The organism is Burkholderia pyrrocinia, from assembly GCF_001028665.1.
GTDB lineage: Bacteria > Pseudomonadota > Gammaproteobacteria > Burkholderiales > Burkholderiaceae > Burkholderia > Burkholderia pyrrocinia.
Map to the genome: position 1 here is coordinate 2,204,275 of NZ_CP011504.1, position 18,657 is coordinate 2,222,931.

The 18,657-nt window shown below is 66.2% G+C and carries 20 protein-coding genes; 8 read left to right on the top strand and 12 right to left on the bottom strand.

Features of this window, described 5'->3' with window-relative positions; genetic code table 11:
* Positions 1-43: 43 nt before the first annotated feature.
* The 3 genes from ABD05_RS26055 to ABD05_RS26060 all read right to left on the bottom strand — a co-directional run bounded on the left by ABD05_RS26055 (position 44) and on the right by ABD05_RS26060 (position 2,088).
* On the bottom strand, positions 44-799 hold the full coding sequence (locus ABD05_RS26055; RefSeq protein WP_047902877.1) for a glucose 1-dehydrogenase: 756 nt from the start codon (positions 797-799) through the stop codon (positions 44-46).
* Positions 800-842: 43 nt separating this feature from the next.
* Positions 843-968 (bottom strand): hypothetical protein, encoded by a 126-nt coding sequence (locus ABD05_RS39320; protein ID WP_261309879.1) that lies wholly within the window; start codon positions 966-968, stop codon positions 843-845.
* A gap of 202 nt (positions 969-1,170) precedes the next feature.
* Positions 1,171-2,088, bottom strand: a complete 918-nt coding sequence (locus ABD05_RS26060) for a LysR family transcriptional regulator (RefSeq protein ID WP_047902878.1) — start codon at positions 2,086-2,088, stop codon at positions 1,171-1,173.
* Positions 2,089-2,404: 316 nt separating this feature from the next.
* On the opposite strand from ABD05_RS26060, the gene ABD05_RS26065 reads away from it, so the two are divergent.
* The 3 genes from ABD05_RS26065 to ABD05_RS26075 all read left to right on the top strand — a co-directional run bounded on the left by ABD05_RS26065 (position 2,405) and on the right by ABD05_RS26075 (position 5,918).
* Positions 2,405-3,721 (top strand): MFS transporter, encoded by a 1,317-nt coding sequence (locus ABD05_RS26065; RefSeq protein WP_047903813.1) that lies wholly within the window; start codon positions 2,405-2,407, stop codon positions 3,719-3,721.
* Positions 3,722-3,878: 157 nt separating this feature from the next.
* Positions 3,879-5,129, top strand: coding sequence for an MFS transporter (locus ABD05_RS26070; protein WP_047902879.1), 1,251 nt, complete (start codon positions 3,879-3,881; stop codon positions 5,127-5,129).
* Between the two features lie 177 nt (positions 5,130-5,306).
* On the top strand, positions 5,307-5,918 hold the full coding sequence (locus ABD05_RS26075) for a cysteine hydrolase family protein (RefSeq protein WP_047902880.1): 612 nt from the start codon (positions 5,307-5,309) through the stop codon (positions 5,916-5,918).
* A 19-nt stretch (positions 5,919-5,937) separates the two neighbouring features.
* Here ABD05_RS26075 and ABD05_RS26080 read toward each other — a convergent pair whose 3' ends face one another.
* From ABD05_RS26080 to ABD05_RS26090, 3 genes are all read right to left on the bottom strand, one after another.
* The gene (locus tag ABD05_RS26080) at positions 5,938-7,563 is read right to left on the bottom strand and encodes an amidohydrolase (protein ID WP_047902881.1); all 1,626 of its coding nucleotides are present in this window, start codon (positions 7,561-7,563) and stop codon (positions 5,938-5,940) included.
* Between the two features lie 418 nt (positions 7,564-7,981).
* Positions 7,982-8,797, bottom strand: coding sequence for a helix-turn-helix transcriptional regulator (locus ABD05_RS26085; RefSeq protein ID WP_175804779.1), 816 nt, complete (start codon positions 8,795-8,797; stop codon positions 7,982-7,984).
* Between the two features lie 229 nt (positions 8,798-9,026).
* Complete coding sequence (locus tag ABD05_RS26090; RefSeq protein ID WP_047902883.1) at positions 9,027-9,503, bottom strand: nuclear transport factor 2 family protein; 477 nt, start codon at positions 9,501-9,503, stop codon at positions 9,027-9,029.
* Positions 9,504-9,838: 335 nt separating this feature from the next.
* Here ABD05_RS26090 and ABD05_RS26095 point away from each other — a divergent pair, with 335 nt between their 5' ends.
* Positions 9,839-10,225 (top strand): winged helix-turn-helix transcriptional regulator, encoded by a 387-nt coding sequence (locus ABD05_RS26095; RefSeq protein WP_047902884.1) that lies wholly within the window; start codon positions 9,839-9,841, stop codon positions 10,223-10,225.
* A 495-nt stretch (positions 10,226-10,720) separates the two neighbouring features.
* Here the strand turns inward: ABD05_RS26095 and ABD05_RS36725 are convergent, their stop codons facing one another.
* On the bottom strand, positions 10,721-11,092 hold the full coding sequence (locus tag ABD05_RS36725) for a YXWGXW repeat-containing protein (protein ID WP_082146223.1): 372 nt from the start codon (positions 11,090-11,092) through the stop codon (positions 10,721-10,723).
* A 607-nt stretch (positions 11,093-11,699) separates the two neighbouring features.
* Here ABD05_RS36725 and ABD05_RS26100 point away from each other — a divergent pair.
* On the top strand, positions 11,700-12,818 hold the full coding sequence (locus tag ABD05_RS26100) for a porin (protein WP_047902885.1): 1,119 nt from the start codon (positions 11,700-11,702) through the stop codon (positions 12,816-12,818).
* 178 nt (positions 12,819-12,996) lie between these two features.
* On the opposite strand, the gene ABD05_RS26105 is transcribed toward ABD05_RS26100, so the two are convergent.
* The gene (locus tag ABD05_RS26105) at positions 12,997-13,395 is read right to left on the bottom strand and encodes a GreA/GreB family elongation factor (RefSeq protein ID WP_006486027.1); all 399 of its coding nucleotides are present in this window, start codon (positions 13,393-13,395) and stop codon (positions 12,997-12,999) included.
* Between the two features lie 512 nt (positions 13,396-13,907).
* On the opposite strand from ABD05_RS26105, the gene ABD05_RS26110 reads away from it, so the two are divergent.
* Positions 13,908-14,237 (top strand): DUF4148 domain-containing protein, encoded by a 330-nt coding sequence (locus ABD05_RS26110; protein ID WP_047902886.1) that lies wholly within the window; start codon positions 13,908-13,910, stop codon positions 14,235-14,237.
* A 157-nt stretch (positions 14,238-14,394) separates the two neighbouring features.
* On the opposite strand, the gene ABD05_RS26115 is transcribed toward ABD05_RS26110, so the two are convergent.
* Entirely contained in the window at positions 14,395-14,856 is a 462-nt protein-coding gene (locus ABD05_RS26115) for a CBS domain-containing protein (RefSeq protein WP_047902887.1), read from the bottom strand.
* Positions 14,857-15,032: 176 nt separating this feature from the next.
* Here ABD05_RS26115 and ribA point away from each other — a divergent pair, with 176 nt between their 5' ends.
* Together ribA and ABD05_RS26125 are read left to right on the top strand one after the other, a co-directional pair.
* Positions 15,033-15,683, top strand: coding sequence for a GTP cyclohydrolase II (gene ribA / locus ABD05_RS26120; RefSeq protein ID WP_006480964.1), 651 nt, complete (start codon positions 15,033-15,035; stop codon positions 15,681-15,683).
* Between the two features lie 152 nt (positions 15,684-15,835).
* Positions 15,836-16,402, top strand: a complete 567-nt coding sequence (locus ABD05_RS26125; RefSeq protein ID WP_047902888.1) for a GNAT family N-acetyltransferase — start codon at positions 15,836-15,838, stop codon at positions 16,400-16,402.
* 21 nt (positions 16,403-16,423) lie between these two features.
* Here the strand turns inward: ABD05_RS26125 and ABD05_RS26130 are convergent, their stop codons facing one another.
* The 3 genes from ABD05_RS26130 to ABD05_RS26140 form a co-directional block, all read right to left on the bottom strand.
* Positions 16,424-16,810, bottom strand: a complete 387-nt coding sequence (locus tag ABD05_RS26130) for a VOC family protein (RefSeq protein ID WP_047902889.1) — start codon at positions 16,808-16,810, stop codon at positions 16,424-16,426.
* A 273-nt stretch (positions 16,811-17,083) separates the two neighbouring features.
* Positions 17,084-17,848, bottom strand: a complete 765-nt coding sequence (locus tag ABD05_RS26135; RefSeq protein ID WP_047902890.1) for a hypothetical protein — start codon at positions 17,846-17,848, stop codon at positions 17,084-17,086.
* A 51-nt stretch (positions 17,849-17,899) separates the two neighbouring features.
* Positions 17,900-18,508, bottom strand: a complete 609-nt coding sequence (locus tag ABD05_RS26140; protein ID WP_047902891.1) for an acyl-homoserine-lactone synthase — start codon at positions 18,506-18,508, stop codon at positions 17,900-17,902.
* Between the last annotated feature and the right edge of the window lie 149 nt (positions 18,509-18,657).

Below are 18,657 nucleotides of genomic sequence, written 5' to 3' on the forward strand. Positions count from 1 at the left end.
CGGCGTAGTCGTTTCCGTTTGCGTTGCCGGCAGGAGCGGGGTGTCAGTGGAACGTGCTGCCCGCGAGCATCCCGCCGTCGACGATGAATTCCGATCCCGTGCAATACGCGGATTCGTCGGACGCGAGGAACAGCACGAGGCTGGCCACTTCGTCAGGCTTGCCGATGCGCGCGATCGGCAAGCCGCTGTAGATGGACGACGGATCGAAGTCCGCGAACTCGGGCGGGCGTGCCATCACCGTATCGATGCCGCCCGGATGCACCGAGTTCACGCGAATGCCGTGGCGGCCGAATTCGAGCGCGGCGGCCTTCGTCATCCCACGTACCGCGAACTTGCTCGATACGTACGCGCTGCCGCCCGCGACGCCTTCCATCCCGGCCGTCGACGACACGTTGACGATCGAGCCGCCGCCCGCATCCTTCAGCGCGGCAAGCGCCGACTTCATGCCGAGCCAGCAGCCGACCTGGTTGACTTCGATCACCTTGCGATAGTCGTCGAGCGAACACGATTCGATCGGCACGAGTTTCAGGATCGCCGCGTTGTTCACGAGGATGTCCAGCCGGCCGAAATGCGCGAGCGTCGCTTGAACGGCCGCCTGCCAGTCGCCTTCGTTCGTCACGTCGAGATGCTGGAATCGCGCGGCGTCGCCGAGTTCGGCCGCGACGCGCTGGCCGGCTTCGTCCAGTACGTCGGCGATCACCACGCGTGCGCCTTCGGCGACGAACCGGCGCGCTTCCGCTTCGCCCTGGCCGCGCGCACCGCCCGTGATCAGCGCTACCTTGCCTTCGAGTCGTTTCATGCTGCTTGCTCCGGTGAGTGAGAGGGGACGCGCGCGGGCTCGCTCACGTGGAGGCGGCCGCCGCGTCGATGATGCGAACCGGATCGGTGCCGTCCCAGGCGCGCGCTTCGGCAATGCCGTGCGCGATCATGTCCCGCATGCCGGTGCCTTCGATGACTTCGACGCGCACGCCGGGATCGTCGGCGTCGGACGGCCATGATCGCAACAAAGCGCGCGTTTCGTGCCGTCCGAACGGACTAGCACGCGTTGTTTGCATCGCGGGGAACCGCGGTTTTCACGGCCGCGTTACGCGGTGTTGCGACGAAGCGGATGTGGATCCGTGAGACGGAAGGAAAATGGCGGACGCCGAGTGATACAGACCGATCCGCGCATCACCGCGCGTTCGGCCCCTTGACCGTCAGCCGGCACACGGTCGCGAGCGCGAGCAGGTTCGGGTCGCGTTCGCGCCGGTGCAGGAAGCTCAGGCCGATCGTCTGGCGGATCGTGGGGCCGGCGAGCGGCACCAGCGCGATCTTGTGCGCGAACAGGTCGCGCACGCGGCCGGGCAGCAGCGAGCAGCCGACGCCGCCCGACACGAGGTTGATCAGCGAGAAGATGTCGCCCACCCGCATCACGACGTTCGGCGTGACGCCGGCAGCACGGAACGCCTCCGTGAAGCCTTGATGTGTCGCGAAGCCTTCGCCGAGCGACACGAACGGCTCGTCGCGACACGCGCCGAGATCGATCGCGTCGCATGGCGCATACGGCGAATCGATCGGCGCGGCGAAAAACATCTCGTCCTCGAACAGCGCGATCGACTCGATCTCGGCGTCCGGTTCGGGCAGCGCCATCAGCGTCGCGTCGATCGCGCCCTGCCTGAGCTTGTCGAGCAGGTCGGCGTTCGAGCCGAGCACGAGCTCGGCCTGCAGCTCGGGGCGCCGCGCCTTCAGTGCGATCACGACTTCGGGCACGGTGCGGATCGTCAGCGAGTAGAGCGAACCGATCTTCAACTGGCCGGCGCCGTAGCCGGCCGCCTCGCGCGTCGCGCGGATCCCGTCCGTCATCGTCTTCAGCACTTCGCCCGCGACTTCGGCGAGCACTTGCGCGGCTTCGGTCGGAATCAGGTTGCGCCCCTCGTGGCGGAACAGCGCGCAGTGCATCCCTTCCTCGAGCGTATGCAGCGCGCGATGCACGCTGACCGTGCTGACGCCCAGGGCCTCGGCCGCCTTCGCGAGGCTGCCGGCTTCCATGAACGCGAGGAGCACCTCGAGCTTGCGGAACGTGATCTCTTCGTTGATGCGGTTGCGCATGATGCGGGCGACGGGAGGGGCAGCCGACGATTCTGCCGCAGAACCCGGGCCGCAACAATGCGCGAATCACCGGGTTTGTCGCGCGGCGGGGCCGGTTCGGCAAACATTTAATCTCCGGCTAATCATCTACCGCCGGCATTAATTGATGCGGGTTTTCGGCGTCCCTATGATCGTTTCACGCCGGTCGTGCGCGCGGGGCGACAGGTTTCGTCGTTCCGCCGCGAACCGTCGACGATGCGAACGGCCGATTCGTCGATGCCTGCCACGGAAGGCGGCACGCATGCGGCGCGGCACCATGGGACTGCAGGAGAAAGGCATGCACGACTCACGTCGGAACACGCGGCATCGGCAGGTGGTTGCCGCTGTCGTCGGCAATACCCTCGAGTGGTACGACTTCATCGTTTACGGGTTCTTCTCCGGCATCATCGCGCGGCTGTTCTTCCCCGCCGAGAGCCAGTACGCGTCGCTGCTGATGTCGCTCGCGACGTTCGGCGTCGGTTTCTTCATGCGTCCGGTGGGCGGCATCCTGCTCGGGCTCTATGCGGATCGCAAGGGCCGCAAGGCCGCGATGCAGCTCATCATCTTGCTAATGACGCTGTCGATCGCGCTGATCACGTTCGCGCCGTCGTACGCGGCGATCGGCCCGGCGGCGCCGATCCTGATCGTCGTCGCGCGGTTGCTGCAGGGTTTCGCGACGGGCGGCGAATATGCGAGCGCCACCGCATTCCTCGTCGAGAGCGCGCCCGCGAACCGGCGCGGACTGTACGGGTCGTGGCAACTGATCGGCCAGTGCCTCGCGGTGTTCTCGGGCGCGGCGATGGGCGCGTGGGCCACGCAGTCGCTGTCGGATGCCGCGCTGCACAGCTGGGGCTGGCGCGTGCCGTTCGCGCTCGGGCTGCTGATCGGGCCGGTCGGCCTGTGGATCCGCCGGCACATGGAGGAGACCGAGGCGTTCCTCGACGCGAGCAAGTCGACCGTCGAGCCGCCGGCGAGCGTGTCGCGCGTGCTGCGCGACAACCTGCGCGGCGTGCTGGTGTCGATGGGGCAGACGATCACCGGCACGGCCGTGTTCTACGTGATGCTCGTCAACATGCCGACGTTCGTGCACAAGACCTTCGGGCTGCCGCTCGACCAGGTATTCAAGGTGCAGATGGCGGCGGTCGCGCTGCTGACGGTGACGATTCCGTTCGCCGCGATCGTGTCCGACCGCATCGGTCGACGGCCCGTGCTGATCGCCGGCACGCTGGCGCTGCTGACGGTCACCTATCCGCTGTTCTCGTGGCTGGCCGCGGCGCCGGGCATCGGGCGCCTGCTGGTGATGCAGCTCGTGATCTGCACGATCATCGGCATCTGCTACGGCCCCGCGCCGACCACGCTCGCCGAACAGTTCGCGACGCGCTCGCGTTCGACCGGCATCGCGCTCGCGTACAACGTCGCGGTGATGGTCTTCGGCGGCTTCGCGCCGTTCATCGTCACGTGGCTGACGCACGCGAGCGGGTCGCCGGTCGCGCCCGCGTGGTACGTGCTGTTCGCGGCGTCGTTCGGGCTGCTCGCGAGCGTGTTCATGCACGACAGCGCGCCGTGCGTGCTCGCGCGCCGGCAGTTCCAGGGCGAGCCGCTGAGCGCCAGGTAGCGGCCGGCGGTCCGTCGCCCGCGCCGGCCAGCCATCGGTGCGGGCGGCATGCAGGGTGTCGGCGCAGCCGATGGTCAACATCGCGGGCGGCGGCCTACCGCGGCGGCCACCCGATCATTACGCTTGGGCGATCATCCACTCTGTCCGGAAGGTCGCCATGTCCCGGCTCGATTACAAGCTGCTCGGCCCCTGCCTGCTCGCCATCGCGATCGATGCGATGGGGTTCGGGCTCGTCTATCCGATGATGTCCGCGATCTTCAGCGATCCGCACGCGGGCATCCTGCCGGCCGACGCCGGCGCGCATGCGCGCAATTTCTACCTCGGTCTCGGCTACGGGATCTACCCGCTGTGCATGTTCTTCGGCTCGTCGCTGATGGGCGAGCTGTCCGATCGCTACGGACGCCGCAGGATCCTGCTGCTGTGCGTGCTCGGCCTCGCGGCCGGCTACGCGATGATGGCGGCCGGCGCATGGCGCGCGAGCGTCGCGCTGCTGCTGGCCGGGCGCGGGCTCACCGGCCTGATGGCCGGCTGCCAGGGCATCGCGCAGGCGGCGATCACCGACCTGAGCACACCCGCGAACAAGGCGGTCAACATGAGCATCATGTCGCTCGCGTTCAGCGCGGGCGTGATCGTCGGCCCCGTACTCGGCGGCGTCACGTCCGACCGGACGATCTCGCCGCTGTTCGACTATGGCACGCCGTTCGTGCTGGTCGCGGCGCTGTCGCTGATCTGCGCATGCTGGACCTGGGCGTCGTATCGCGACTCGGCCGCGCCGCGCGGCGACACGCGCATCGATCCGCTGCTGCCGCTGCGGATCATCCGGGAGGCCGCGCGCCAGCCCAACGTCGCGTTCCTGTCGGTGGTGTTCTTCCTGATGCAGGTCGGTTATGGCCTCTACCTGCAGACCATCATGCTGCTGCTGCAGGCGAAATTCGGCTATACGAGCGCGCAGCTCGGGCTGTTCAGCGGCGTGATCGGCATCTGCTTCGTGTTCGGCCTGCTGTGCGTCGTGCGGCTGATGCTGCGCGTGTGGCGCGTGATCGACATCGCGAAGACGGGCCTGCTCGTCGCCGGTGTCGGCCAGGTCCTGTCCGCGCTGTTCCCGCACGAGCCCGTGTTGTGGGCGCTCGCGATGGTCGTCGGGTGCTTCGACATGGTCGCGTACACGACGATGTATACGGCGTTCTCCGACGCGGTCAGCGAGGACCGGCAGGGCTGGGCGCTCGGCGTCGCGGGGTCGGTGATGGCCGTCGCGTGGGTCGTCACGGGCGCGCTGACGAACCTGCTGCCCGTGTTCGGCGAGACCGGCCTGCTGCTGATCGGCGGCGCGGGCTTCCTGCTCAGCTTCGTGATGATGGTCGCGTACGGGCGCACGCGACCGGGCGCGCGGGCGGCAGCGCTGTCGTAGGCGGTCGCGCGCACGTTGGCCCGATCCTGTCGGACGTTGTCCCGCGGGCCGCTGTCGTGCAAAGCCGCGCGGCCCGACACTGGCGTCTCGCGGCCGGGGAGGCCCCAGGCCGCGTCCGGCGGCGCTGGCAGGCCCGGCGCGCCGTTTCGTTCAGTGTGCCAACCGAGAGAGTGACCCATGCAACATCCGACCATCCGTACCCTGGCCGGCGCAACGGCGCCGACGTCGATCGTCGCCGCCCGCACCGCGCTGCTGGTGATCGATTTCCAGAATGAATATTTCAGCGGTCGGCTGCCGATTCCGGAAGGGTCGCGCGCGCTGGGCAACGCGCAGCGCGTGATCGCGTTCGCCGATCGCGCGGGCATTCCGGTGTTTCATGTCCAGCACGTCGATACGGCCGACAGCCCGATCTTTGCCGACGGCAGCGATGGCTTCCGCTTTCACGCGGACCTGCAGCCGGCGCCGCACCACACGGTCGTGAAGAAGACGTCGGTGAGCGTGTTCCCGACCACGGACATCGATGTGCGCCTGAGGGCGGCCGGCATCGATACGCTGATCGTCACGGGCCTGATGACGCATGCCTGTGTCGCCGGCGCGGCACGCGATGCCGTGCCGCTCGGCTATGCGGTGATCGTCGTCGACGACGCATGCGCGACGCGCGATCTCGACGTCGCGGACGGCGGCACGGTGCCGCACCGCGACCTCCATCGCGCGACGCTGGCCGCGCTGTCCGACACGTTCGGCGACGTGCTGACGACCGGGCAGGTGCTGGCGCTCGACGTCGCCTGACGGCCGCCCGGTCCGTGCTTCAGTCGGCCCAGCCCGGCGCGGCGTACACGACTTCGCCGCGGAAGCACGTCTCGATCACGCGGGTTTGCGCGAAGGTCTCGACCGGGTGCGCGAACGGATTGCGGTCGAGGATCGCGAAGCTCGCGTCCTTGCCCGTTTCGAGCGAGCCCGTGCAGTCGTCGAAGCGCAGCGCATATGCGGTGTTCACCGTATAGGCTTCGAGCATCGTGAGCAGGTCGAGGCGTTCGTGCGGATTCCACGGCGGGCTGTCGGGCTGGTCGATCAGCAGGTGCGTGACGCCTGTCTGGATGATCTGCATCGGGTCCATCGTGCTGACCGACCAGTCGGAACCGGCCGCGAGCATCACGCCCGCGTTGCGCATGCTGCGGAACGGGTAATTGCGCGCGGCGCGCTCGTCGCCGAGCAGATCGCGGTAGAGCTGTTGCTGCTCCTCGCGTGCGGCCGTCCACAGCGTCTGCACGCTCGCGATCGCGCCGAGCCGGTTGAAACGGCTCATGTCGGCCGGATCGACGAGCTGCAGGTGCGCGAGCTGCGCGCGCCGGTCGCGCATCCCGTTGCGGCGCTGCACGTGTTCGAGCGCGTCGAGCGTCATGCGCACCGCACGGTCGGCGAGCGTATGGAAGTGCAGGTCGAAGCCGGCCGTATCGGCGAGCAGGCAGATCTCGTTCAGCGCATCCTGGCTCCACAGTGCGAGGCCGCAATCGTCGGTGTCGGCGTACGGTTCGAGCAGTGCGGCGGTTTTCGATTCGGGTACGCCGTCGACGAAGATCTTCACCGTATGCAGGCGCAGGTTGTCGCGTTCGTATTCGCGACGCCATGCAACGAAGCGCTCGACCTGCTCGCGCGGATCGCGGCGCGGGTTCGCATAGAGGCCCGCACTCATGTAGGCCTTGAGCGTGCCGGCGCGCTGCGCGGCGGCGTAGGCCTTGAGTTCGGCCTCCTCGACACGCGCGTCGAACCAGCCCGTGATGCCGAAACCGTGCGCCATCGAGTGCGCCTTCGCGAGCGACTTCGGGTAGCCGGCCGGGCTCAGTTGCGGAATGATCGGGCAGATCCGGTAGAACGCCGCTTCGTGCACGACGCCGTTCGGCGCGCCCGACGCATCGCGCTCGTACACGCCGCCGGTCGGATCGGGCGTATCGGCCTTGATGCCGGCCGCTTCGAGCCCCTTCGTGTTGAGGCAGCCGCTGTGCACGTCGAAGCCGACCACGAGCAGCGGCCGGTCGGGCACGATCCGGTCGAGCAGCTCGCGAGTCGGATACGCGCCGAACGCGGCGAGGTTGGCGCCACCGAGATAGACCCACGGTTCGTTCGGCGTCGCTTCGGCGCACGCGCGGATGCGCTGCACGATCGCGTCGGGATCGTTGATGCCGGACAGGTCGAAGTCGCCGAGGATCTGGTGGCCTTCGAGCGGGTGCACGTGGCCGTCGATGAGGCCCGGCAGCATCAGCCGGCCGGCCAGGTCGACCATCCGTGTCGCGGGGCCGGCCAGCGGGCGGATGTCGTCGTCGCGGCCGACGGCGACGATCTTGCCGTCCTTCGTGGCGAGCGCCTGCGCGAAGCGGCGCTGCGCATCGCCCGTGTAAAGCAGGCCGTTCAGATAGATGGTATCGGCGTGTTGCATGTGTCTCCTCCGGATCGGGGGCTGATCGACGGGCGCACGTGTCCCGCGGGCGGGCCGTCTGGCTCGTCCGGTCGCGTGTACCCGGTCGGGTTGGAATGGGTGTGGCGTTACGTGCCGGTGCTGCGTGGCACAGGCGGCGACGCGTTGCGGCGAAGGCCGGGCGCCGCCGGCGGCGCGTCATGCCGAGTTCGCCGATCGGTTCGTATCGGCGACGCGATGGGCGGCGCGCTCGCGGCCGTGCGGGCCGGCGTCCATCCGGTATTCGGCATTCCGTGTCTCCGTGGCATCCGACGCGTTCCTGGCGTTGGGTGAGTCAGATACTAGGAGCGGGAGAGCCGGCTGTCTGTCATCGTTTTGAGGACAACGCGCGACAAAGGCGGCGGGGGCGGGCGCTGCTGCGGTGATGCGGTGGCGTCATCTAGCGACCGCGGTCATCCGGTGTTTCGTCTTCGGTCACGCACCACGCGAAGAGCCCGGCCCGGTTCGCGACGCCGAGCTTCGCGAGCGCACGCGCGAGATAGGTGCGCACGCTGCTCGGCTTGAGCGCGAGCGTGTCGGCGATCTGCGGGACGGGCTGGCCTTGCAGCACGGCGCGGCACACGAGCCGTTCGCGTTGCGACAGTGCCGCGCCGCTGGCCGACAGCCGCTGTTCGAAGCGCTGCAGCAGCGCGCCGTCGTCCGAACGTGGCGTCAGGCGTGCGAGCCGCGCATGCTGGATCAAGAGCGGCAGCACGAAATCGCCGAGCTGCCGCAAGAGCGCCAGTTCGGCCAGCGTGTAGGACGGCTGGCCGCGCCGGCGGAACAGCGAGAACGCATAGACATAGTCGCGCTCGCTGCCGAGCAGCGTGCAGTCCTCGCCGAGTTCGCCGAGCGCGAATTGGCGGCCGTATTCGGTCGCCGTGTCGATTTCCTCGTTGCACGAGAACACGAGCTGCGAATCGGTGACGCGCTCGATATGCGGAAGCAGCGTGTCGGTGCGCCAGTCGCCCTGTGTATACAGATCGAGTGCATGGCGCGTGCCGTCGGGATCGTCGCCGCCGGCGAAGAACAGTACGTCGACGCTGTCGACCGATTGCGACGGCGCGTCGCGCCGGTAACGCGTCGCGACGCTGTAATGGGACTGCGGGTCGACGGTTTCGCGCAGCCACGCCCAAAGCCGGGCGGGAAACTGCGCACTGCCGAGGCTGGCGACCAGGTCGCCGGCGTTGCTCAGGGAAATGTGGGCGGGGCTCATCGTTGACACCGTCTTCGCGAACGGCCGCTTGTGCCGGCCGTACTTCGCGTGCGGCCGCGCGCTGGCGGGGCGGCGGCCGGCGGTGCGGTCAGGCGAGACGGATGCCGGCGCGGCGGCGATGCTCGATTGTAGGGGAGTTCGCCGGTGCGGGGCAGCCGTGTCTGGCCGGTGCGGCGGCCGGATCGGCCGTCAACGGGCGGCGCGCTTCGTCGCGTACCGGCCCCGCGCGTCAGAACATCGTGTTCTTGTTCTCGGATGCTTCGGGCACCGGCTGGATCACGTCCCAGTGTTCGACGATCTTGCCGTTCTTCACGCGGAAGATGTCGACGACCGCTTCGCCGCGATCGCCCGGATGCTCGGTCGCGTGCACGTGCAGGTAAACGAGATCGCCGCCGGTCGCGCTGCGGACGATGCGCGCCTGCGATGCCGGGTTCTTCTGGAATGCGCCGACGAAGTACGACACGAACGGCTTCTTGCCGTCCGGCACTTGCGGGTTGTGCTGCTTGTAGTCGTCCGCGACGACGGCAGCGGCTTCGACTGCTTCGTGCTTGTTGAAGAAGCGGTCGTAGAACGTCAGCACGAGCTGGCGGTTGGCTTCCTCGGCGGCCAGGTCGCGCGTGGCCGGGCCGGCGGCGAGTGCGGCCGCCGATGCGGCCAGCAGGACGAGCGCGGCAACGGCGCGAACGGGGGAGCGGAGCGATGACATGTGGCGTTTTCCTTGTCTGGCGATTCGTCGGTTGGCGCGCGATGCGCGACTGCGGGTTGTGCCGATCGTGACGATCGGCGGGCGATGGGGGCGTGGCCGCGAGCACGCATGCCGTATCGACACGCAGGGTGCGTTGCGAATCCGGTGCCGTCACGGCCGGCGACATTGCGATGACGGGCTGCGCCGTCATGCTTCGTTGAACTGCCCAATTCGTACGTGCGGCTTCCGGGCCGATCGAATGGTACAGTTGCCGCGAACCCGTCACAAGAAGTCACCGCGGTGTGAACAGGTCACACCGCGGTGACCGTGCGTTGCCCGTGAAAGAGAATCCAGTCATGCCGTTCCCGTCCGCCGACGAAACCGTCGAACTCGATCAGCCGTGCCCGATCCGCGATGTACTCGACCGCCTCGGCGACCAGTGGAGCCTGCTCGTGCTCGAAGCGCTGTCCGGAGGGACGATGCGCTTCAACGAACTCGGCCGCGCGATCGGCGATGTGTCGAACCAGATGCTGTCGCGCACGCTCAAGCGGCTCGAGCAGGACGGTTTCGTCAGCCGCACGCTGTTTGCCGAAGTGCCGCCGCGCGTCGAATATGCGCTGACCGACCTCGGGCGTTCGTTCCTGACGCCGATGCAGGCGATGATCCGGTGGGCCGATGAGCATCATCGCGCGATCTGCGCCGCGCGCCGCCGGGCGCGGGAGCAGGAGGGCGGCGGGCGCTGAGGGGGGGCACGCACCATTCTGGCCATTGGCGGTGTGTTGCAAATGGAGAGGGGCTCGATGCGCAGCATCGGCATCGCGTGATTTCGTTATCCGAAGGAACTCGTCAGAATGGAAAGCCTGACGATACGTTGCCGTGTTCGTTGCGAATGCGGCAATGTGCTTGCGACTCGACGTCCGAATCGCGGGCCTTGCATCCGCGCGAGCGAAACATGCAGTCTTCTGTGGGGTGGCGTGCAATGCGCAAGCCCGGAGGCCGGGAGGAATCCGGTTGATGCACGATTACGCGCCGGAGATCGGCAGGCTTGTCTGTTATGGACGTTGGCGGATTGAACGCCTGGGCATCGGTTTGGCTGGTCGGGATCGTTCCCGAGAGGGGCAACCTGCGCAGCAGTCGCAAGCGTACCTGCCGGGCACCATGATTCCGGAGTCGAACGGCACGGGTTCGCACGCGTTGCCCGGCTCCGGGCCTGTCACGGGCCTGAGCCGGGCAACCGCCTATCGCCACGAACCGTCGACATAGACCCACACCTGCCCCTGGCGACGCCAGTAGCCGGGCACCCACCGACGCCCGGGGCGCCGCGCGACCCAGCGGCCGGACACCCATATATAGCGGCCGCGCTGCCAGCGCCAGTAACCATCCGTCCATATATAGCCGTGCGGCCGTGGCGGCGGCGGTCGGCGATCGTGCCGGACAGCCGGCGGCCCGAAGCCCGGGCGGTCGGCATAAGGCGGCCCGCCGGGCACGCGGTGCGGGCCGGACGGCCGGTATACCGGCGGCGCGGGCTGGGCCGAGGCCGCGCGGAGCCAGCCGGTGCCGACAAAGGTGGCGGTCAATCCGATGGCGCGCAACAACGAGCGTCGGTTCATGGCGTGTCCTGTTCTTGAATCGGGTTCGCCTTACATTAGCCTGCCGGTCGGCGGGCCGGGTTACGCAGGCGGTCAAGCCTGTTACCGCATGTCACGGCTGGTGGCCGGGCCGGCCGCTGCCGCCGCACGGGGCCGTTTGTGCCTGCCGCGCAGCTGCGTGACGTGAGCTGTATCCGACCGACCGGATGTTTATCCGCTGGCCGACCCGTTTTAGGGATCTGTAACCCGGTATTCGAGGTTGGATTGGGTAAAAATTGCCGATTTATGGGGTTTGCCCGAACCCGTTTGTTGTTTCTATGCAACCGTCAAGCCGATGACATGAAAGAATGGTGCGATGAAAGCCTCCAAAAAGCAGCCGTCAAGAAGTCAAAAACAGTCATCAAAACAAATACTTATAACGCGGCCCCACTTTCATTATTTCTAGTTCTGGAAAAGCTTATTTCTTTATTTGCGGATCGCGCCCCTAGGGTACACCCCTAAACTCACGGTTCCCAAACGGGCAACTATCCGGGCGCGGCCAGCAGGACCGATGGCGTTCCCGGGCGGTTGAGACCGTTTATGAAACAAGGTCGCGAGACCTGCCTCTTTTTAGAAGGGAGCTCCACGAATGAACAAGACTCTGATCGTTGCAGCAGCTGCAGCATCGTTCGCTACCGTCGCTCACGCGCAAAGCAGCGTCACGCTGTACGGCGTGCTGGACGCAGGCATCACCTACCAAAGCAACGTCCAACCGGCACTGGGCCAAGCTGGCAAGTCGCGTTGGTCGATGGGTTCGGGCATTGACCAGAGCCGTTTCGGCCTGCGTGGCTCGGAAGACCTGGGTGGCGGCCTGAAGGCAATCTTCACGTTGGAAAGCGGCTTCAACATCGGTAACGGCAAGTTCGCGAACGGCAACGGCGGCATGTTCAACCGTCAAGCTTTCGTCGGCCTGTCGAGCCAGTACGGCACGGTCACGCTGGGTAAGCAATACGACGCAACGCAAGACTACCTGGCGCCGCTGACGGCAACGGGCTCGTGGGGCGGCACGTACTTCGCGCACCCGCTGAACCTTGACCGTCTGAGCACGAACGGCGATGTCGCACAGAACAACACGGTCAAGTTCACGAGCGCGAACTACGCTGGCCTGCAATTCGGCGGCACGTACTCGTTCTCGAACAACACGAACTTCGGCAACAACCGTGCGTACAGCGCGGGTGCTGCATACCAGTTCCAAGGTCTGAAGCTGGCTGCTGCATACTCGCAAGCGAACCTGGGTGACGGTACGAACGCAAACGGCGCAACGTCGTCGGCGATCGGTGGCATCGCTAGCCAAGGCCGCGTCCGCACGTACGGTGCTGCTGCTGGTTATGCATTCGGTCCGGCACAAGTCGGCGCGGCATGGACGCAAGCGCGTCTCGACAACAATGCAGTCGGTAGCCTGGGCTCGGTTCGCACCGACAACTACGAAGTCAACGCAAAGTACAACCTGACGCCGGCTCTCGGCCTGGGTGCTGCTTACACGTACACGAACGCGAAGATCAACAACGGCAGCACGCACTGGAACCAGTTCGGTCTGCAAGCTGACTACGCACTGTCGAAGCGCACGGACGTCTACGCACAGGCTGTGTACCAGCGTGCAGCGAAGAACGGCGTCGGCGCATCGATCTACAACGGCGACAACTCGGTCCTGCCGAGCTCGTCGATCAACCAAACCGCAGCAACGGTTGGTCTGCGTCACCGCTTCTAAGCGTGACGGCGGGGTAACCCGCTTCGCAGCATCGAAAAAGGCGCCTTCGGGCGCCTTTTTTTCGTCAGCAGCATGCGATGACGACAAGCCGGATCGTCCGGACGCAAAAAAGCGAGGCCTGTGCCTCGCTTTTTTCGTTCTGCGCCCGGTGCGGCGCGGCGCTGGCCGGCCGGCGGCGTCAGCGCGTGTATTCGCCGTTGGCTTCCGGCTGGAACACGATCGCGGCGACCTTCATCAGCTTTTCGGCACCGCTCGGCTGCATCACCTTGACCATCTGGCCGCGCTGCGTACCCAGCAGCGCCATGCCGACGGGCGAGAAGACGTTCAGGCGGCCGAGTTCGAGATTGGCGGCGTCCGGATAAACAATCGTCCAGGTGGCTTGTTCCTGGGTCGCTTCGTCGAGCAGCGTGATCTGCGAGTTCATCGTGACGACGTTCGCCTTGATGGCGTCGGGCTGAACGATGTCGGCGCGCTCGAGCAGCGTGTCGAGCATCGTCTGGAATCGCGGGTTGTGCTCGGCGTGCTTCTCGAGGCGAGCGACGTCGAGTTCGGTCAACTGATAAAGGCGTTGTTTCATGGCAGTTCTCCAAATGATCGGCAGGGGCAGGCGTGGCGTGCCTATGGGGATCGCCCGGAGCCTGTCTGACCTGGCTCCGGGAGGAGACCGAGCCGTCAGATCAGGCGCCGGGCAGGGGCGAGCGGCGCCTGGGCCGTGCGTCGAGCGAGTGGGTGCGCCGGATGGCCGGCGCGCGCGCGCACGCCGGCCGGGCCGGACGGCGAAACCGAAAGGGGCGTGAGCGCGTACATGGTGGATGGAATATCGACTGGCGAATAAAACCTTACGATTTTACAACACAACCTTCGGGATATGTGATTCGGCTGTTGGCGTTTCGTCAGCGATTGTTGTGCGGATGAAGCAAGTGGAGGCAACCCGGTCCGTAAACAGTCGCCTATATTTTCCAAAATCGCAACGCTGTATGTTCAAACTAAGGGTTTCCCCTTGGGGTGGCGAGAACTACACTGATCTCAATCGCTTCAGACATTCCTGCCGAGGCGACGTCAAACGAGAACATATTCCGGAGGTAAATCATGAAGTCGATCATCTATGCAGCCATCGCTGCATCCGTCCTTGCCGCCCCGATCGCATCGTTTGCGCAGTCCGACCAAGGGCTGACCCGCGACCAGGTCAAGGCCGAACTCGTGCAACTCGAACAGAACGGCTACAAGCCGCTGGCGAGCGATTCGCAATATCCGAGCAATATCCAGGCGGCCGAACAGCGGATCCAGCCGAACCAGCCGATGCTCGCGCAAGCAGATACGAGCGGCTACGGTGCGGTGGCGACGGGTGCCGGACAAGCAGGCCGTCGCATGACGCGGGAAGCACCGAATCCCGTGAACTCGGTCTACTTCGGCAACTGACCGAACGTCCCCGGTCTGCCCGAGCGCACCACTTAATCGACGAGACGCGCGCCATTTGCGCGCGTCGTTCGCCCGCAGGAGCAGAACCTCCGTCGCCGCAACCCGGCGGCTTTCCGCCCAGACGCTTACGCGTTTGGGCCTTTTTTGCTGGGGCTGGTCAGACGGACGTAACCGCAGGCGTGCCGTGGATATAGTGTTCGAGCTGGCTGATCGTGAACTGCTGATCGGCAATCACGCTCTTCACGAGGTCGCCGATCGAGATGAGGCCGATCAGCTTGCCGCCGTCGAGGACGGGCAGGTGGCGCATCCGGTGCTCGGTCATCAGCGCCATGCACTCGTCGGTGGATTGCGACGGTTCGACGTAGCGCACCTTCGCCGTCATGATTTCCTCGACGCGGGTGGCTTTCGATGAACGGTCCTGAAGGACGACCTTGCGCGCATAGTCGCGCTCGGTGACGATGCCCGCGATGTCGTCGCCGTCGACAACCAGCAGCGCGCCGATGCCCTTTTCCGCCATCAGCTTGATGGCGTCGTAGACGAGATCGGTCTTCTTGACGGTGTAGATGGTGCGGCCCGAATCCGGCTTGGCCTTGAGAATCTGCGCGACAGTCGTGCTCATTCGCTTTCTCCGTATGCAGGACGATGCAGGGAAGGCAGGCGTGATGCGCGTCACCCGATGAGCCCAGTATAGCCGGGCAGGCGGCGGCAGTCGCATGACGTTTCCAGATTAGCGGTAAACTCCCGTCACGCACTATCCACACAATTCCTATATTCCTGAACGTTTCGATTGAATTCATGATGTCTTCGCGTCCCCAATCGCCCACGCCGGGCAATGGCCAGGCCGACGAGTGCGTGACGCTCGTCGCCACCGCGTCGCTGCCTACGCGCTACGGTACGTTCACGTCATACGCATTCCGCGTATCGGGCAGCGATGCCGAACATCTCGCGCTCGTGATGGGCGACGTGACCGGCGAGCAGTCCGTGTTGACGCGGCTGCATTCCGAATGCCTGACCGGCGACGTGTTCGGCTCGTACCGCTGCGATTGCGGCGAGCAACTCGATCTCGCATTGCGCTACATCGCGGCCGAAGACCGCGGCGTGCTGCTGTATCTGCGCGGCCATGAAGGGCGCGGGATCGGCCTGAGCAACAAGATCCGCGCATACGCGCTGCAGGAGCAGGGGCGCGACACCGTCGAGGCGAACCTCGACCTCGGCCTGCCGGACGACGCCCGCGAATACGACTCGGCCGCCGCGATCCTCCGGATCCTCGGCGTGACGTCGGTGCGCCTGATGAGCAACAACCCGAAGAAGTTCGACACGCTCGTGAAGCACGGCATTCCCGTCTGCGAGCGCGTGGCGCTCGCGGTGCCCGTGCGTGAGGAAAACGAGCGTTATATCCGCACGAAGCAGACGAAGTTCGGCCATTACTTCGAAGAAAACGAGTAATCACAGCGGGCGCACTGGCGCCCGTTTCTCGCTGTCTGTTCTTCCGATCGTCACCGGCCGACGCGACGATCGCGATTTCCCGTTCATCCATTCTGCATCCGGGTTCGTGACGTTACCTGCATTGCGTCGCCGCCCGTAGATCCGTATCACCCATGACCACGCCACAGCAGATCGAAACCGAACGCCTGACGCTGCGTCGCTGGCGACCGGCAGATGCGGACGCACTTGCGGCGATGCATGCGCATCCGGACGTAACCGCGTGGCTCGCGCGCGGCGCGATGTCCATCGACGAGGCGATCGACGTCATTGCGCGCTTCGAAGCGCATTTCGATGCGCACGGTTTCGGAACGTGGGCGGTCGAGCGTCGCGCCGACGAGATGCTGGTCGGGCTTTGCGGGCTGTCGCACGAAGTGCGAACAGCGCATCCGATGGCGCCGTGCGTCGAGATCGTGTGGCGGCAGGCGCGTCACGCGTGGGGGCATGGTTACGTTGCCGAAGCGGCGGCTGCGGCATTGGCCGACGGATTCGACCGGATCGCGCTCGGCGAGATCTTCGCGTGGACGGCCGACACCAACCTGCGATCGCAACACGTGATGCAGCGGCTCGGCATGCAGCGCGAATCCGCGCGCGATTTCGATCATCCCGCGTTGCCGGAAGGGCATGCGCTGCGGCGACACGTCGTGTATGTCGCGCATCCCGGCGGCAACATAAGTGCGTAACGGCTCACGTGCATCGGCCTGTCAGCGCCACGTACCGTTCTGCAGCACGATCCGGTAGCCGTCGGCATCCTCGAATGTCTGCCCCGATATCTCCCAGTACGGATTGAACGACGTCACGGGCATGAAACCGTGCGCGGCCGCGCGCTCGCAGGCGGCCTCCCATTCAGGGCGATCCGGCAGGTAGAACACGATCAGGTCTTCGGGCGTCGGGGACGGCGCGATCGGATGGTCCGGACAGTGCGTGAATTCGAAGTGGTAGTCGAGTCCTTCGCGTCCGAGCATCACGCCGGAAAAGCCGTCGTGATCTTCGAAGCGCGCGAGTACCGACAATTCGAGGGCGTCGCGATACATGCGCTCGGTTTTGGCGAGGTTGCCGACCGGGCGGGCAATGCGCAGATGGGCGTGCAAGATGGCCTCGGCGGGGAGTAGCGGGCCGGTCAATGATAAGCCGGCCGATCCGGATTGCGTGAGGCAGGTTGAGCGGGGCGGGCGGTGATGTGGCCCCGCAATTCGTGCAGGCAAGAAAAAGCCCGCTGCTTGAGCGGGCTGAATCCATGTTTGGAGACATGGAGGAGACAGACGTAAATTTAAGGGAAAACCCGAAGGTTGGCAAGCCCCCGTTGTATCGATGCAACTTGGCTGCGGCACCGACCGCCTCGCGCGACGCGGCCGGTCCCGCACTCACATGCCGCCGGCCCGCGCGTGCGCCGCAAACGCGCTGAACCGCTCCTGCGCGACAGGCAGCGCGTACTTGTTGCGCATCTCCGTCTCGATCCACGCACAGGCTTCGCGCGCACAGTCGGTCAGCGCGTGCCGTGTCGCGTGCCCGTCGATGTCGTAGACGAAGCGCACGCCGACCTCGTCGTCGGCAACCTGCCGCTCGAGCTGGTTGAGCTGCAGTTGCGGCCCGTGCTGTTGCGACAGCGCGCGCAACTCGTCGAAGTGATATTCGAGCCAGTCCGCAAAGAACAGCGCGTCGCTGTGGCACGGCAGGCGGAACGCCGCGCGGCGCGCCGGGCGCGGCCCGGCTTCGCCGGCTGTCGCGTGCGATTCGCTGTCCGCGGCGAGGGACGCGTCGACGGGCGCGAGCGGGTGTTGAATCTGCCGGTAAGGTGCGTGGTCGCGCAGCGCATGCCACAGCAATTCGTCGCCGGCGGCGCCGGACGGCTGCATCGTCAGGTCGTGGCGGCCGTCGCCGTCCGGGGCGATGTCGCGGATCACGAGGCGCAGCGAGCAGAGCGGCTCGTCCGCGACCAGCAGCGTCGCGGCGCGCGGCAGCCCGCAGACGAGCGGCGCGGCGCCGGCGGCACGAAACACGAGCCCGCGGCGGTCGAGCCGCACGAGCGGCAGCGGCCTGGGAAACGACGGATAAGCGACCGCGATGCGGGCGCCGTTGGCGCTCGTCAACCCGGGCATCATCGCGCGAAAGACCTGAGACTGGTCCACGTTGGTTCTCCTTCGTTACGATGCCGCCCGGACGGAAACGCGTGTTCCGGCTCAGGCGGCGATGGCTTGCCGGGCTGCCTGCCCCGGCTCGATTCCTAGTGCCGCAAACGTTTGCGGATCAATATCGATCCAGCACGCGACCACCAGACGCCCGTCCACCTGTTTCGGCGGGCCTGCGCGGTGCGCGTGTATGCCGATCCGGCGGAACAGCCGCTCCATGCTCGCGAACGTCACGCCGATCAACTGCCGCGCGCCAAGCTGCGCCGCGCATTCGACGACGGCCGCGAGCATCGGCCGCACGGCCCATTCGGCATTGCCCGGCCCGCCGTCGTCGTCCGTTGCCGCGAACCTGGACAGCTCCCAGACGGCCGCCGATTGCGGCAGCGGCATGTCTTCGGCGATCAGGTCGGCGAATAGCGACTTCAGCAGGTACGGGCGCGTCGTGGGCAGCAGGCGCGCACATCCGCACATGTCGCCGCCGGCGTTTCGCGCGAACACGTAGACGGTATCGTCGCGATCGAACTGGTCGCGCTCGAAGCATTCGTTCGCCGACGGGAGCGCCCACCCGAGTTGTTCGACGAACACGCGGCGCCGATAACGCCCGAGATCCGCTGCAAGTTCGTGTGGTAACCGCCCTTCTTCGTGAACGAAGGTCCGCATGGTGTCCTCGGATCTGTGCTTTTGTATGCGTGCATTACATCGCGCAGCACGAGGGGGCGGTAACTGGTAACTCTTACAGGTTGGCCACGCAAAGACGTCATTTAGGACGTGGTAACGGTTTCTTGATCGACGGGATTGAAAACCGGGCC